The sequence below is a fragment of the Streptomyces tatrensis genome (assembly GCF_049310065.1).
GTDB lineage: Bacteria > Actinomycetota > Actinomycetes > Streptomycetales > Streptomycetaceae > Streptomyces.
In genome coordinates this window covers 865,763-880,329 of record NZ_JBMDLB010000007.1, presented here as the reverse complement: position 1 = coordinate 880,329, position 14,567 = coordinate 865,763, and the positions used below count along the sequence as shown (strand labels likewise).

The 14,567-nt window shown below is 68.0% G+C and carries 21 protein-coding genes; 3 read left to right on the top strand and 18 right to left on the bottom strand.

Annotated features, from left to right (window positions below):
* Positions 1 to 346: 346 nt before the first annotated feature.
* A complete protein-coding gene (locus tag ACODT5_RS07755; RefSeq protein WP_422518437.1) occupies positions 347 to 541 on the top strand; it encodes an antitoxin in 195 nt (64 codons plus the stop codon).
* A 72-nt stretch (positions 542 to 613) separates the two neighbouring features.
* Here ACODT5_RS07755 and ACODT5_RS07750 read toward each other — a convergent pair whose 3' ends face one another.
* From ACODT5_RS07750 to ACODT5_RS07665, 18 genes are all read right to left on the bottom strand, one after another.
* Positions 614 to 1,207 carry a hypothetical protein gene (locus ACODT5_RS07750; RefSeq protein ID WP_422518436.1) on the bottom strand — a complete coding sequence of 198 codons (594 nt, stop codon included), beginning with the start codon at positions 1,205 to 1,207 and terminating at the stop codon, positions 614 to 616.
* Positions 1,208 to 1,464: 257 nt separating this feature from the next.
* The gene (locus tag ACODT5_RS07745; RefSeq protein WP_422518435.1) at positions 1,465 to 1,959 is read right to left on the bottom strand and encodes an NUDIX domain-containing protein; all 495 of its coding nucleotides are present in this window, start codon (positions 1,957 to 1,959) and stop codon (positions 1,465 to 1,467) included.
* Positions 1,956 to 2,318 (bottom strand): MazG-like family protein, encoded by a 363-nt coding sequence (locus ACODT5_RS07740; protein WP_422518434.1) that lies wholly within the window; start codon positions 2,316 to 2,318, stop codon positions 1,956 to 1,958. The genes ACODT5_RS07745 and ACODT5_RS07740 overlap by 4 nt, the downstream gene beginning before the upstream one ends.
* Positions 2,319 to 2,350: 32 nt before the next feature.
* Positions 2,351 to 2,671, bottom strand: a complete 321-nt coding sequence (locus ACODT5_RS07735; RefSeq protein ID WP_422518433.1) for a DUF6087 family protein — start codon at positions 2,669 to 2,671, stop codon at positions 2,351 to 2,353.
* Positions 2,672 to 2,794: 123 nt separating this feature from the next.
* Positions 2,795 to 3,511 carry a hypothetical protein gene (locus tag ACODT5_RS07730; protein WP_422518432.1) on the bottom strand — a complete coding sequence of 239 codons (717 nt, stop codon included), beginning with the start codon at positions 3,509 to 3,511 and terminating at the stop codon, positions 2,795 to 2,797.
* 25 nt (positions 3,512 to 3,536) lie between these two features.
* Positions 3,537 to 4,226, bottom strand: a complete 690-nt coding sequence (locus tag ACODT5_RS07725; protein WP_422518431.1) for a pentapeptide repeat-containing protein — start codon at positions 4,224 to 4,226, stop codon at positions 3,537 to 3,539.
* A gap of 60 nt (positions 4,227 to 4,286) precedes the next feature.
* Complete coding sequence (gene amcA / locus ACODT5_RS07720; protein ID WP_422518430.1) at positions 4,287 to 4,466, bottom strand: multiple cyclophane-containing RiPP AmcA; 180 nt, start codon at positions 4,464 to 4,466, stop codon at positions 4,287 to 4,289.
* Positions 4,438 to 5,511, bottom strand: a complete 1,074-nt coding sequence (gene amcB, locus ACODT5_RS07715) for a cyclophane-forming radical SAM peptide maturase AmcB (protein WP_422518429.1) — start codon at positions 5,509 to 5,511, stop codon at positions 4,438 to 4,440. The genes amcA and amcB overlap by 29 nt, the downstream gene beginning before the upstream one ends.
* A gap of 32 nt (positions 5,512 to 5,543) precedes the next feature.
* Positions 5,544 to 5,753: a hypothetical protein gene (locus tag ACODT5_RS07710; RefSeq protein WP_422518428.1), complete on the bottom strand. Its 210-nt coding sequence runs from the start codon at positions 5,751 to 5,753 to the stop codon at positions 5,544 to 5,546.
* 98 nt (positions 5,754 to 5,851) lie between these two features.
* Complete coding sequence (locus ACODT5_RS07705) at positions 5,852 to 6,706, bottom strand: helix-turn-helix domain-containing protein (protein ID WP_422518427.1); 855 nt, start codon at positions 6,704 to 6,706, stop codon at positions 5,852 to 5,854.
* 10 nt (positions 6,707 to 6,716) lie between these two features.
* Entirely contained in the window at positions 6,717 to 7,172 is a 456-nt protein-coding gene (locus tag ACODT5_RS07700; RefSeq protein WP_422519589.1) for a DUF6879 family protein, read from the bottom strand.
* Positions 7,173 to 7,215: 43 nt separating this feature from the next.
* Complete coding sequence (locus ACODT5_RS07695) at positions 7,216 to 7,440, bottom strand: hypothetical protein (protein WP_422518426.1); 225 nt, start codon at positions 7,438 to 7,440, stop codon at positions 7,216 to 7,218.
* 171 nt (positions 7,441 to 7,611) lie between these two features.
* Positions 7,612 to 8,994: a UDP-N-acetylmuramoyl-tripeptide--D-alanyl-D-alanine ligase gene (locus ACODT5_RS07690; RefSeq protein WP_422518425.1), complete on the bottom strand. Its 1,383-nt coding sequence runs from the start codon at positions 8,992 to 8,994 to the stop codon at positions 7,612 to 7,614.
* Between the two features lie 8 nt (positions 8,995 to 9,002).
* Positions 9,003 to 9,626, bottom strand: coding sequence for a C39 family peptidase (locus tag ACODT5_RS07685; protein ID WP_422518424.1), 624 nt, complete (start codon positions 9,624 to 9,626; stop codon positions 9,003 to 9,005).
* Positions 9,627 to 9,644: 18 nt separating this feature from the next.
* A complete protein-coding gene (locus ACODT5_RS07680; protein ID WP_422518423.1) occupies positions 9,645 to 10,610 on the bottom strand; it encodes a D-alanine--D-alanine ligase family protein in 966 nt (321 codons plus the stop codon).
* A 120-nt stretch (positions 10,611 to 10,730) separates the two neighbouring features.
* Positions 10,731 to 11,189: a helix-turn-helix domain-containing protein gene (locus ACODT5_RS07675; RefSeq protein WP_422518422.1), complete on the bottom strand. Its 459-nt coding sequence runs from the start codon at positions 11,187 to 11,189 to the stop codon at positions 10,731 to 10,733.
* A complete protein-coding gene (locus tag ACODT5_RS07670) occupies positions 11,186 to 11,407 on the bottom strand; it encodes a DUF5999 family protein (protein ID WP_422518421.1) in 222 nt (73 codons plus the stop codon). The genes ACODT5_RS07675 and ACODT5_RS07670 overlap by 4 nt, the downstream gene beginning before the upstream one ends.
* 581 nt (positions 11,408 to 11,988) lie before the next feature.
* On the bottom strand, positions 11,989 to 12,636 hold the full coding sequence (locus ACODT5_RS07665; RefSeq protein WP_422519588.1) for an ATP-binding protein: 648 nt from the start codon (positions 12,634 to 12,636) through the stop codon (positions 11,989 to 11,991).
* A gap of 73 nt (positions 12,637 to 12,709) precedes the next feature.
* Here ACODT5_RS07665 and ACODT5_RS07660 point away from each other — a divergent pair, with 73 nt between their 5' ends.
* Positions 12,710 to 13,990 (top strand): NsdA family TPR-like regulatory protein, encoded by a 1,281-nt coding sequence (locus tag ACODT5_RS07660; protein ID WP_422518420.1) that lies wholly within the window; start codon positions 12,710 to 12,712, stop codon positions 13,988 to 13,990.
* A 41-nt stretch (positions 13,991 to 14,031) separates the two neighbouring features.
* Positions 14,032 to 14,529, top strand: a complete 498-nt coding sequence (locus tag ACODT5_RS07655; protein ID WP_422518419.1) for an N-acetyltransferase — start codon at positions 14,032 to 14,034, stop codon at positions 14,527 to 14,529.
* Positions 14,530 to 14,567 lie beyond the last annotated feature (38 nt).

Genomic DNA, 14,567 nt, shown 5'->3' with positions numbered 1-14,567 from the left:
CCAGGGGTTGGGCTGGTGGAACGCCTCGAAGCGGTCCTGGATGCTCAGCGGTTCGCCGGCCCGGTCTGGGTGGCGCAGCGGCGCCATCGGCAATTCGAGCTGCATGGAAGTCATGAACCTTCCCCCTCTTGTAAGTAGTGGCCTATTTCTACGTCACTCCGGCGTGATGGATCAACCGCATCGCCCTGCCTGTATCGCAATTCTACTATCCATGGAGGGGGTGTCAACCAGCGCCCGGCAAGGGAAGGCGCCCGAACCTCGACGCAGGTTGAGCGGCAGCCTGCGGATGCGGGCCCGAACAAATGCCGCAATGCTGGACCCTCCGACATCCGTAAGGAGAGCCGCCATGTCGATGCTCGACAAGCTCAAGGGCCTGCTCAAGGGCCACGAGGACACAGCCCGTCAGGGCGTAGAGAAGGCCGGAGACGCCTTCGACGCGAAGACCCAGAACAAGTACCAGAGCCAGACCGACACGGTGCAGCAGAAACTCAACGAGCAGCTCGGCACCGACAAGCCCGAAGGCCGCCCGCCGCAGGCGTAAGAGCACGAGAACCGCCCTCGCCGGTCCCGCAGGACACGGCGAGGGCGGCCGGCCTCAGCGAAGGCGTGGAGCCTACGCCTCGGAGTCCTCCGCCACGGCCTTCTTCCCACGCGCCTTGAACGACGACCCCGGCCCCTCATACGTGCCGGTCCTCAGCTGCTCCGCGACCGACTCATTCAACTTCCACTCCCCAGGGCTGCGGCGGGCCTCCGCCGAAACCTTCACCGTGTGCTCCGCGCCGGCGAGCACCGTGTCCAGCAGCCACAGCGACGACCCCGACAGCGAGTAGTCCGCCGCCGGCAGCTGGCCGCGCGCACTCGTCCGCGCCGCCTGACTCACCTTCACCTGGCTCACGCCGAACAGCTCCGCGTACTCCTGTGCGCCGACCAAAGGCGGCAACTCCGCGGCCTTCATCGGCTTCGACGTCGAGCCCTGCTCCTCGATGAGCTTCTCCAGCAGGCCCTGATCCAGCTGCCGGCCACGGCTCCCCGGCGGAAGCGCCAGGTCGATCACCAGGCCGCCCGGCCAGTACGGCTTGCCCGAGACGATCACCGCGTCCTCGTACGAGAGCACCCCGCCAGGAACCCAACGGTCACTCACGGCCGTGGGGGCGATGCCGTACACCTTGGCGATCTCCTTGCGGCCCATTACCAGCGGCTTCGCCACGACAACCCCACCTCTCTCCCGAATCTTCCATAGCAGAATACGGGTAAAGAGGTCGGGTTGCACACGGGCCCCGGAAGCGTCCCCGCGGCGCCGTTAGACTGGGGATCACACTTTCCAAGAGGTGTACGGAAACGCCCCCGCCAATCAGCCGATGCTCGGGGGTTTTTCCGTATCCGGCGCCACCAGCCGCGCGACCGGGACGCCCAGGCACTGGACGTATCCTCTTCTGCCCGTTTCCATCGAGCGGCACGGACCCGCTACGACAGCTCGTGCTCCAGGTAGCAGGCACTCCCCGTCCGCCGGGCATCGGCCACCGCGCACAGCCGCCGGTAGCCGGCCGAACCCATCGCACGCTCCCAGTCCGACAGCGCGAGAACCTTCAACTCGCTGTGCTCGTCGGGGTCGAGCACGACGCTGCTGATCTGCTCATCAGTGAGCCGCCCGCCATCGAAGACGAACCCGATCTTGTGGACGGTCCAGTCGCCCAGCGGGGGGAGGAAGTGCACCGCCAACAGCTTCGGCACACCGCCGATCGTGAGGCCGGCCTCCTCCAGAGCCTCACGCCGAGCACACAGCCAGGGCGATTCCCCAGCATCGATGTTGCCGCCCGGCCACTGCCAGACCTCAGGATTGCGGGCCGCACGTAACTGGACCGGCCGGTCCTGCTCGTCGGTCACGAAGAAGCAGGCGTACGCGGTCGCCTTCGGGAGCGTGGCGATGTACTCCTCCGGCGGGAGCCAGACGCCGCTCACGGCGCCTCCGCCGAGACCGCGTCGTCGAAGGTCGGCTGCTGAGGCAGGAACCGGCTCGACTTCTCCGCGACCTGACCAGCGAAGTAGTCGGCCGCATCGGGGCGCATCCGTGCGAGCGTGACCAAAGCCGTGATCGCTGTGTCCGCCACCTCCGCCTGCACGTCCTCCCACGAATGCGACTGCCCCTTGCGCGGATTGGTCCCCCGAACACCTACGACGGCCTGGGCCGCCTCCCCGAACTCCTCCCCGATCTTGAGGACCTGCAAAGTCCACTGCTCCTCGATGGGCAAGGACCGCCCGGAGTCACTGGCTTCGAAGGTGGCGGCCAGCTCGGTGATCGTCTTCCACAGGTCTTGCATGCGTTCCTCGTCTCGTTCGGGGTGGAGCAGGGTCAGGTGCGGCGGTGCCGGCCGCGTCCAGCGCGCAGCGGCAGCGGGCTGTAGCCGGGAACGACGACAGCATCGGCTGGAGCGGTCGGGTCGATGAGCCGTCGTGTAGCGGCGTAGTCGCGGGCGATCGTGACCGGCTCCCAGGCGTAGCCGTCCCAGCGTTCGATGGCCCTCGGGGCCTCGGGCTGAACGTGGCCACCGCGGGCCGGACCATCGGTCAGGGAGACCGCTCGCAGCTCGCCGACCTTGCGTCTGCGGCCCTCTCGACGGGCTGCCCACACCTCCAGCGGTTCATCGGCCGGATCGGGGAAGTCGAAGGCCATAGCGGTGCTCCTTGCTCAGTGCGCTCTGCTGTTCTGGCTGGTCAGAATGTAGGAACGGGCCATGGCGAAGGGCTCGCCCGGCCGGATTCCACTCGATCGAGGCCGAGGCCTTCCGACGCGCCGCTATATGAGGCTGGGGAGAACTCCAGGCGCCCACCGGCCGAGCCAGAACGCGGCCACGGATGACGAGGAGAGACCCTCGGTCGATCCGTCATGGGGGATGAGCTCGGTGGGGGCGATGTACCCCTCGCCTGGATCGAGACGGAGACGGAAACACCGCATCGCGCCCCCTGAGGCCATGAGCGCGCGCACGTCATCGGTGTGGGGGTAACGGCTGCGGTAGTCGGTGTGGACAGCCCGGCATACCTCCTGGGCATCGAGGTCCCCGAGCAGGATGTACCGGGGGCCGGGCCCGAGGTTCAGGCAGAGCCGCCGCCGGCCAGTGGCCTTGTCGGCGTAGGAGAGCCTGTCCCAGTTGTCGAGGTGAATGCCGATGAGACGGCCCACTTCGTAGTTGTCCGTGGTGGTGACCATGTCCGGCCACGCCGGGGCCCGGCCCAGGTGCAGGGCCTCCGGATCGCCCAGCGGAGCCACAAGATCCTCCAGGGCGCCGCCGCCGTCGAGGTGTGGCGGACGGACGATCTCCACGATCCTCTCCGGGGCCGTCGAGGCGTCCACGGACAAGGCGCGCGTGAGGGCGTCCGTGAGGGGGCTCCAGGCCGCGCCTGGAATGACGGCGCCATCCTCGTAGCGGGCATCCGCGCGCGCGATGCGGACCTGTGTGTGCTGGCACCGTGCGCGTAGGGCAGCAGGATCATGGAACGCGATGTTCAGGGGCATGGCGTGGGTCCTCCAGAGCAACGGGTCACAGGTCGCCGCGGATCGGATCGCCGTAGCTGACCTCCAGGTCGGCCATGAGAGCCCGGGTGAGTTCGTCGGCTTGGGCGGGCGTGATGAGCACCTTGTTCAGGTGGCCGGCCCCCGCGACCTGGGAGAGGTCGCTGCCACGGAGATCCAGACCGGTATAGCGGCCCTTCCCGAAGTCGGTCGATCGCAGCGAGCAGCTGTGGATCGCCGCCCCCGTCAGGTCACACTCCGTGAAAGTGGCCTCATCGAGGCTGCACTCGGAGAATGCGACAGGGCCAGCCGCGCGTACCTTCTCGAAGGTGGCGTAGTCGAGTCGGCACTTCTCGAACAGGACGTTCTCAAGGCTCAGCCCGCAAAGCATCCCGCCCATGATCTTGCAGCCACGGAACACGACGCGGCTGAGCTTGCTGTCCCGCCACTGGAGCGAGGACAGGTCGCATCCGACGAACTCGACTCCGTTGACCCGAACATCGTCGAAGACGACCCGCTCCGCGCGTAGCCCGCTGATACGGCCGGTGACCAGCTGTGTCGACGCCAGCTCCAGGGAACGGACGTTGACGCCCATGTACTGGAAGTCCTGGACGATGCCGCGGCTGGCCTCCAGAGCGGCCACGTTGGTCAGGTACAGGCCGGGCTCTTCGAGATTGGGCAAGGTCACCGTGGTGTGACCGAAGGTGCGGCTCTCCATCGGGATGCTCCGTTCGTTCGGGCTGGGCGGGCCGCCAGACGGTGGCCCACCCAGTCGGTTCTACTTCTTGTTCCAGTTGTCCCAGGTCGCCTTGTTGTCGAAGGCCGGCGTGTTGTTCACCCAGGTCGGCCTGTTGTCGAACTTCGCGCAGGGCGGGAGCGGAGCCAGGGATATGAGCTCAAGGAAGCCCTCGGAGAGCTCGGTGACGCGGTCAGTGAGTGAGGGCGCGGGAGCGGACATGACGGGTGATCCCTTCGAAGAGTGCGATCTTGGAAGACGTGCAGTACCGGGTGCGACCGCCGTCGAGGCGGCGATCGTGTTCGAAGTACCGGTTCGCCGCGTGGCCTCCACCGCAGAACGCGAAGTACGGGCAGGCTGCGCGGCAGGAGTCGACCCCTGCCCACAACTCCGTCAACCAAGGCGTACGAGCCTCGGCTTCGGCCAGCAGCACGTGCAGTGGATCGCTCAGGACGTTGCCGGTGGTGAAGTCACCGAAGCGTGCGTCCTGGTAGCCGGCGAGTTCCGGCGACAGGAGTACGACACCGCCGTCATAGGCCACGGTCGGGAGGGGGTCCCCCACCACGGTGGTGCTGCCGGCGTGGTCGCCACGGTTCAGTACCGTGCGGGCGAAGTCCAGAACCCGGGTCACCTCCCTCACCGGAATGCTCGGGCTGGCCTGCCAGGCGGAGGCCAGTGCTTCCCAGAACCGGACCACCTCCTCGGCGTCCCGCTCCTCCGTGAGGTTGGCGCCCTCCTGCTCCTCGATATTGACACCGACGGACGTGCAGCCCAGCTCCGCGAAGAACTCGTAGAACTCTCCGGCAAGGGCAGCGTCAGGCTCGGAGACGACCGCGATGGCCGAGAAGGGGATGCCGTGGCGCTGCAGCCGCTCGATGCCCCGCATGATCACGTTGAAAGCGGGGTGTCCGGCACTGGTGACCCGCTGGGTGTTCATGTGCGCGGGGCCGTCGATGCTCACGCCGACGCTCATGTCGTGCTCGATCAGGAACTCGCACCAGGCGTCATCGATCAGGGCCGCGTTCGTCTGAACGGTGTGCTTCACCCCCCGGAATGGAGCCATGAGCGCGGCCAGATGATCGCGGCCCGCCGCCAGGGGTTCCCCGCCGTGCCAGACCACCTCGAAGGCAGCGTTCGACCCCGCCCACGGGTTCACGGACCGGGCGACGGACTCCGCCACCGAGACGGGCATGAGGTGCTTGGTCTTCCGGAACGGCAGGTAGCAGTAGGAGCAGTCGAGGGGAAGGCACTGGGTTGTGGGCTGCATGATCACCGAAGTCGGCGTCGCGGCCAGCCGAGTCACTGGTGGTCCTGGATCCAGTGGGCCAGCTGGTACGCGACCGCGGGCGAGCAGCTGCCCAGGTCGACGTAGAGCCGGCCCTCGGTGCTGCGTGCGCTGTGGATCGACGGCAAGTCGATGCCGATGGAACTGAACGCTTCTGTCAGGGAGTCGGCCGCGTTGCCGGAGATGCTGTCTTCCAACGACGAGGGGGCGTCCTTCGTGCCCACGCGATCACCACCGATCTTGATGGGAGCTGTTTGGGGTGGTGACAGCATGGTGAGGCGGGGGCCGCGGGCTCAAGAAATTTGCAGGGGCTTGCAGCCGGTCATTCAAGTGCGTTGATCGCATCGGCGATCAACGCGCGAGCGGCCTTGCCGTAGACGGCGATCCGGGCGAGCTCCGAGAAGATCCTGGCGTAGGTGGCCACTTCGGTCGGCTGGACCAACGTCACCTCGGCGGAGGCCAGTTCAATGACGACGCGCTCCCCGTCGTACACCCAGAACCCCTCGTTGGGCCACAGCACCCGCTGCGCGCCCATCGGGATCACGCCCAGGCTGACCTGCTGCCACAGCGAGACCGTCATCAGGTGCCCGAGCTGGGCGGCCATGGTCTCGGTGTCCCCGAAGCGGGCCCGGAGCGCGGTCTCCTCCACCACGATGCCGAACTGGCGCCCGGCATCCCGAAGGACGGCGGCCTTGCGGACAGCACGCACCTCGGCGGCCTGCTCGGCATCATCAGGGATGTTCCAGAAATCGATGATCCGGCCCATGAGGGCCCGCGCGTAGGCGGGTGTCTGGAGAAGGCCAGGCACCACGCCCGGCTCGTAGATACGGAAGTGACGGGTGCGCTCGTAGCGTGGCAGAGCAGCCTCCTGCACCGGGGCGAGACCGTCACCGAAGACGCGCCGCCACTCCACGTACATCTCTTCGATGCTGCTCGCTGTCGCCAGCAGATCCGCGTAGTCCTCCGGGGCTCCGCAGTACTCCGCGTAGGTGAGCAGGTCTTCCTCGGTCGGCGACGACACAGCGGTCTCGAGGCGGGAGACCTTCGACTCGCTCCAGCCGGCACGGGCCGCGAAGGCCCGTGCCGTCTTGAAGCCGCCCGCTCGGCGCAACTCGCGCAGGCGCGCCCCGAGGCTCCGGCGGGCCTCATCGACTGCGGGGAAGGGGGACGCGGCCATGGGAGGAGGGCTAGCTGGTCTTGTAGTCGGCGTGCGGGACCGCACGCTCCCACACGGCTTCGAACGAGCGGCGGCACAGGTCCAGGACCACAGGATCGGTGGTCAGCTCCCGCCACTCCGGCTTGATCGTCCCGTCGCCGGCGAAGTGCTGGACGAGGACCTGGGAATCGTCGAAGATCCAGAAGTCGTTGCCCGGGAAGCCGATGCCCGTGGTGTTGCGGCGCGACAACCACCGAATGTCCTCACCCGCGGACACGTTGGCGTCGGAGATGAAGTGCTCCCAGCGGATGTAGTCGCTCTCGGGGGTGCAGAACAAGCGGGCTCTTCGGATAGCCACCCCACGAGCGGTGGTCTCCCGCACCAAGCTCAGCCAGGCCTGAAAGTCTTCGTCATCGGCAAGGAGATCCTCCCGCGAGCCGTCCCGCCACGCATCGAATGCGGGATCGGGCATGTAGGCATCCCGCATCTCCAGATGTACGGCGGAGTGCTGAGCGGAGGCCAGGAGCTCCCTAAACGTCGGCGGCGCCACGATCCTCCTTCTCGAAGAAGGCCACCATCCTGCGGGGCAGCTCGATCACGTCCTCCTGGTCGGGCAGCCCGAACTGGGCCCGCCATTCGGTGTCCAGGACCTTCCAGCCCTGCACCACGTAGGTGTCGCGCTCGTCGTCCAGGTAGATCGTGGGGCTGTCGCCCGTCTTGCTCTCGGGGTCCTTGCCAAGCATGCGCAGAGCCATGGTGCCCTCCTCGCTCGGGGTGCTGCCGGGCCACTCGGGTGAAATCCTTGCACTGAACTCACCTGTAATGCACGAAAATTGCGCCAGTTTGCAGGCGACGGCATTTCGCCGAAAACGGACACGGCTGGGCCCCGCTGCAGAACGAACGAAGCGGGGCCAGCCGGACGGCTCCTACGTCGCAGAGGTGCCGGCGAGCTCCCGAGCTACCGCTTCGAGCCCGAGCGAGTTGGCACCCTTGACCAGGACCACGTCGCCCGGCCGCAGCACACGCTGGATCTCCTCGACCAGCGGCACACCCTGGTCGGCCTTCGAGGCGGTGAGTCCTGCGGCCTTGAACACCGTCAGCATCCGATCCATGTGGGTGCGGCCGATGCCGATCACCTCGGCCGGGCCGAGACGGACCACGTGCTCGGCCACCTTGTCGTGCCAGACGTCCGCCTCGTCGCCCAGCTCCGCCATCTCCCCGAGGACCGCGACCTTCCGGCGAGTCGCCCCGGCGATGTCCCCGAGGGCGACGAGCGCGGCGACGACGGATTCCGGGCTGGCGTTGAAGGCGTCGTTGATGACGGTGACACCGTCCGCCCGCGTGGTGACCTCCATGCGGCCGCCGCTGGAGATCTCCGCCTCGCGGAGCCCCTGGGCGATACGGTCCGCAGGGATTCCGGCTGCGATGGCGGTGGCAGCGGCAGCCAGGGCGTTCAGCACGTTGTGCCGGCCGTGGACCCGCAGGTCGATCCGACGCCGGGCATCTCCATAGACGAGCACGAAGTGCGGGCGTCCGTCGTGCTGGACACCGACCTGCTCCGCGCGGACATCGCAGTCCTCACCGAACCCGAAGGTGATGACCGTAGCCTCGGTGTCCCCGGCCATTCCGAGTACGAGGGGGTCATCCCCGTTGAGGACGGCGATCCCGTGCGCGGGCAGGGCCCGGACGATCTCGGCCTTCGCGTCGGCGATGACCTCGCGGGAACCGAACTCCCCGATGTGCGCGGAGCCCACCCCGAGCACGGTGGCGATGGACGGCCGGGCGACATCGCACAGGCTGTCGATGTGTCCGAGGCCGCGAGCGCCCATCTCCAGCAGGAGGTACCGGCTGTCCTTCTCGACCCTGGAGACGGTGATGGGGAAGCCGATCTCGTTGTTGAACGAACGAGGCGTCGCCACGGTGGGGCCATCCAGCTCCAGGATGGACTTCAACAGGTCCTTGGTACTGGTCTTGCCCGCCGACCCGGTCAGCCCGATCACCGTGCCGGTGTAGGCGTCGGCCACACGCGTGGCGATCTGGGACATCGCGGCCAGCACATCCGGGACCACGAGGGCAGGAGCGCCGACGGGATGGTCCGCGAGCACGGCGACAGCCCCGGCCTTCACGGCCTGCGCGGCGAAGTCGTGCCCGTCGAGCGTCTTGCCCTTCAGGCAGCAGAACAGGCTGCCGGGGGTGATCTCGCGGGAGTCGAAGACCAGCGGCCCGGTGATGTGACTGCTGTGATCGTCAACGACGTCGAGGTGCCCGTTGGTGACGAGGGCGGCGATTTCCAGAGAGAAGGGGATCACGGGTGCTCCTACTGTGCGGGGCCCAGGACGACCCCCCGTCCGGCGAAGAACCGGCCGAGGTCCGTCCTCGGGACCTGGTGGAACTGCTGTGACTGCTCCGGGAACCCGGAGGGGTTGTGGATCGCGATGTGGTCGGGGTTGGCGCCGACGGCGAGCACCAGGTGTCCGCCGCGCTGCGCCGGGGTGGGGTCGAGGGTTCGGATGGTCTTGTGCACGGAGAGCAGCACCAGACGCCCGCGGGAGACCTCGGCGTCCACCTCCTCCGCCGACAGCTGGGGCCTGGCTTCGGCGAACAGGCCCCAGCGGGAGGCCACCCAGGCGGCGAACGGTGCGTAGATCAGCCCGTGCACCTGATCGCCGTCGCGTACGTACGCTCCGGCATCCAGGGCCTCACGGACCAGCGGCACCGACGCGGGCACAGGCTGCCCGAAGTGCCCGAGCGCCATCCGTAGGCACGCCATGCCGCACATCCGAGGCGCCCAGAAGGCGTACTCCTCGGCCGTGTCGGCACCGGACGATTCCCACTGCGGATCGTCGGCCGCCGAAGTGGTGCCCGAGACGAACTCGGGCACCAGGGCCGGCGACTCCCACTGGGAGAAGTAGGGGACATGGTGGGTCGTGGCAGCGGTCATGCCCCCACTCTGCCGCCGTCAGGGAACGTACGAGACCTTCGTGAAGGCCGTGTCCAGCACTGCCTTGATCAGCTGGACGTACGACACGCCGGCCGCGGCGGCCATCGTGGCCAGGTTCCCGGCCTCGCTGAGCCCCGGAACGGTGTTCACCTCCAGCACTGGACAGCGGCCGTCCGCGCCGACCAGGAAGTCCACGCGGCTCACCCCGTGCGCACCGATCAGCCGGTATACCTGCAGCGCGGTCTCCACCACCCGCTGCTCCACCTCCTCCGGCAGCTCGGCCGGGCAGGTCTCGTGGCGAAGGCCTCGGTCGTGCTTCGCCTCGTAGTCGTAGAACGCTCGATCCGTCTCGCAGGTCAGCAGCGGCAGCACGACGGGGCCGCCCTGGTCGAGGATGCCGACCGTGCACGGGATGCCGTCGATGTACTCCTCGACCATGTACTCGGCGTACGGCTGGTCGCGCCGCGCCCGCAGCAGCTCAGTCAGCTCCTCCGCGGTGCGGGCGATGCCGGCGCCGAGGCTCCCCCCGCCGCCCGCGGGCTTCACGAACACCGGGTAGCCGAGGTTCAGCTCGACCGTCGTCAGGGTGGTCTCCACGGAGTGCTCCGTCAGCACCGTGATGGACCTGGGGGTGTCGATGTTCCGGGCCGCCAGCAGGGTCTTGAACGTCGGCTTGTGCATGCCGAGCGCGGAGGCCAGAACACCCGAGCCCGTGTACGGGATCCGGAGCTGTTCCAGGAGGCCCTGAATCTTGCCGTCCTCACCGCCGAGCCCGTGGCAAGCGAGCAAGGCGACGTCAATGCGTTCCCGCAGGCCTGCGCCGAGCTCGCGAACGTCGCCCAGGTCGATCATCTCGGCCCTCATACCGGCGCCCGACAGCGCCTTGAACACGGCCTCGGCGCTCGCGATGGACCCGGGCCGCTCGGGAGAGTCTCCGCCGTACAGGACGCCGATCCGGCCCCCGTAGTGGGATTGGTCAGACATGTACGCTCCTCGTGATTGGGGTGCTGCTCCGATCGGAGGCGTCCCGGCCCGATGCCGTGCCCGTGTACGCGGTGGAAGGCTGAGCGGGCCGCTTACCCGCGCCGGGACGCTGTAGCTGGCCTAGCTGGTCTCTTCGTCTGGGCTGAGGTGGCCCATGGCCCAGGCGCGCTTGATGGCGTACGCCGGCTTGTCGGTGGCGCTGAGGACTGCGAGCAGGTCGGCGTACGCGTCGCGCAGCCGCCACTCGGGCCATCGGACCTGAACCTGCATTTCGACGACGGTCAGCCCCTCAGAGAGATAGCCGAGTACCCGTAGCTGGTCCTCGGTCAGGGGCACCGGCCGTTCGGAGGACGGCTTGGGCAGCTGGCCCGTGGCGTACGCGTTGTGGACCAGCGCAGTGGTTCGAGCAGAGCCGGTCTTCAGCCGGGCGTACTTCAACCTCGACTGCACCGCTCCCTTGCTGACAAGGAGGCGGCGAGTGATCGACTCGACCTTCAGGCCCTCGGCGGCAAGCGCCACGGTCTGGACTTCGCGGTCCGTCAACAGAGCCTGAGCTGTGGGACGTGCTCGACCGGTCATGCTGCGACCCTCTCCAGACCCGTCGGCCGGTGCGGAGCGACGGTGGTTCCGTCCGGCAGCAGCTGGCCGGTGTCCTCGAAGTCCAGGACCCCATTGCAGAGCAAGTTCCAGCCCTGTTCCGGGTGCGCGGCCACGATCCGAGCCTCCCCGCGGCAACCGTCCTCAGCCCGCGGGCACCGAGGGGAGTGAGGACAGGTCGGAGTCGGGGTCTGTTCCACAGGAACACCTCTCTGGCTGGGCCCACTCCGGAAGGGAGTGGGCAGGAATGGGCGGGGGAGGAGGGAGAGCGGAGGTTCCGGCGAGGCCACGGACAGCGGCACGGATCGCCTGCCGGGTTATGGAAGGTCCGGATTACCTGCACCGGATGCATCGAACGCGGCCTTGAGCAGCCCTGCACCGACCAGGCGATGACGGTCCCAGGGCCTTACCCAGAAGGGTCCGGGCGGCCGGACACGGCCCAGCGGGGGCATCACCACACGGCCGCGGGCGACGCAGCGGCTGAAGCCGTTCTCCCAATGCACCGTCGTGCCAGGAGGGACGAGCCAGTACCGAAATGGGCGTCCGGGATCGTCGACAACAGGCCCGCACCCACCCGGCTGCCAGCTGTCCATCAGCGCCAAGGCGCGATCAGAGCGACGGCCGCGGGCCGTGACGATCAGATCGAAGGTCCGGGGGCCTAAGAGGAGTTCAACTTCACCACTGGCCTCCTGGTGCAGGAGCCGGCGGACCGCAGCGGCAAGGTCAACTGCGTCGGGGGCCGGTGCGCACGGTGGCACCGCTAAGACGGCAGCGGGGAGACTCACGCGGACTCCCGGAGAGCGGGAGAGCCCAGGACGCACCAGGTGCTGCCGTCGGCGGAGACACCCCAATATCCGCGATGATCACGCGCGAGGTGATCCACCAGGAACAGACCTCGCCTGCTGACGTCGTCGAGGTCCGCCATCTCGAACCTGGGCACGTACGAACCGCCACCCGTCACCGTCAGCGTGAACGTGCCCCAACCGGCGATCAGCCGCACACGGATCGAGCTGCTGGAGCCGTGCCGGAGTTCGTTGGTGATCAGCTCGCTCGCCACCAGCTCGGCAGCCGACGCCACGTCGTCCTCGATGCCCCAGCGGCGCACATGGGACGTAGTGAATCGGCGGATGTCCGCCACATAGCGGGCATCCGCAGGGCGGTACGAGCCAGGCCCGGCCGGCCGCGCGCACCAGACGACGGCCTCCGCCGCGTCACGGAACTGTGCAGGCAGCGGAACCCGGTCCAAGGACCGGAAGGCGGAGTCCGGTAGCGGTGCAACACGAGCCGCCGCCGGGGCATCGCCGAAACACACCGTGGTCGGCACCCTGGGCCTGTTCATGATCGGTCCTTTCGGCGGCAGGTCCGTCGTCAGCTCACTCAGATAACCGCCGTGCACTACGCCCTGAGTAGGGCGAAGTGGTGTCTCCATCTCCACACGCCCTAGGGTGATTTGGCGATTCCTTGACCCGGGTCTGCGTCGAAAGCGGTCCTACTGTGGAGAGATGAGCGCGCTGCCGAACCACGTACTCGTCGAGTGGATGCACGATCAGAGACTGAGCTCCCGTGAACTCGCTGAGCTGGTCAATCAGGCCGTCGCCCAACTCACGGGCCGCTCCGGAGGACTGGACGACAGCAACATCCGAGCGTGGCGCTCGGGGCGTGTCCGCTGCCCCAACAACGTGCAACTGAGAGCCCTGGAGCGCGTCAGCGGAAAGTCGGCCATCGACTTAGGGTTCGAACGCCGTACTCGCACTCCGGCAACCGCACCAGCGCAGGAGGAACCGCCAGTGCTCCGCCGCCATCTCATGCAGGGCGCCGTCGCCATCGTGGCCAGCGCCGCCACCCCCAGCTACGCGGCCCCCCGCCGCATCGGCGTCTCCGACGTCGAACGCCTTCAACAACGCTTCGCCGAGGTCGTCGCCAGCGATCACCGCCACGGCGGCCAGCAGACCATCGAGCAACAGGCCGCCGCACTATGCGGGGAAGCCCTACAACTCCAGGCCAGCGGGGCAGCCAGCCAGCGCGTACGCGGATACCTGTACGCCAGCGCCGCCGCGTTCCGCTCCTCCGCCATGTGGGCCGCCGTCGACGGCCGCCGCTACAACCAGGCCATCGAGCACATGCGCGAAGCTCAGCAACTCGCCGCGATGTCCGGCGACCAAGCCATCCAGTTCCGCATCTGGTCCCACGCCGGCACCATGTACCGGCACATGAAGCGACCCGCCGACGCAGCAGCCGCCAACGACGTCGCGCGCAGCCTCTCGATCACCCGCCGTGATCCGATGTTCGCCTCCCTGGGGCACGCCCGGCACGCCGCGATCCACGCCACCGCGGGCGACGTCAGGTCCACTCGCCGCGCACTCGACACGGCACAAGAAGCGATGCAGCGAGCAGATCCCGACGCCGACCGGCCTGTGTGGATGCGGGCCTTCTACGACCAGGCCGAACTGGACAGCCTCGCCCTCTCCGCATACATGTCCCTGACCCAGTACGACGCAGCGGAGGCACACGCCCACCGGTGCCTGGCAGGGCTGCGCCCCCATATGCAGCGGTCGCGGGCCGTCACCACGTCACGCCTCGCTCTCGCTCAACTGGGCCAAGGCGACCTCGAGCCGGCGGTGGCCTCCGCGATGCGGGTCCCCAGGGACGCGGCCACATCACATCCCCGCGTCGTCGAGATGCTGGCGAACGTCGGAACTGAACTGCGTAAGAAGGCATCGACGAGCCCGCAAGCCCGTCTGTGGACCGAGTACACCAGGTCGCTGAGAGGATCCACGAAGTGACAGAACGCCCCACCCTGAGGCATCACACCAACCTCGGAGAAGTGCGAGAGACCCTGGTCAAGGTCTACGCCAGCGTACGAGCAGACCTCCTTCACCTGCCGAACTACAGGTTGGAGGCATTCACCGAACGGCTCGACCGACACGGCGAAGACCCTGGCTGGGAGGTCGTCATGGCCTACGCGCCCAACGGGGAACCCATCGGCTACGCCTACGCCAACACGGTAGAGCCGGGAAACCGCTGGTGGACCCGGATGAACACCCCGGCACCTGTCGCATTTGCGAGGGCTTCATCCCTTGCAATCAAGGAGATCGGCGTCGTCAAGCCCTGGCGCGGCCAAGGGCTCGCTCAGGCCATGCACGATGAACTCCTCCGGGGTCGCGACGAGGAGTACGTGTCCCTGCTTGTGAACCCGGCGGCTGGAGACGGCAAGGTGAAGCGGCTCTACGAGGGCTGGGGATATTCGCAGATCGGCAGTCAGCAGCCTTCGCCGGACTCTCCGCCGCTGGCCTGCCTCGGGCGCCCCGTCACACAGCCATAACGACGGAATCCCTGCTTTCTTCGGCGGGCTTGGAAGGC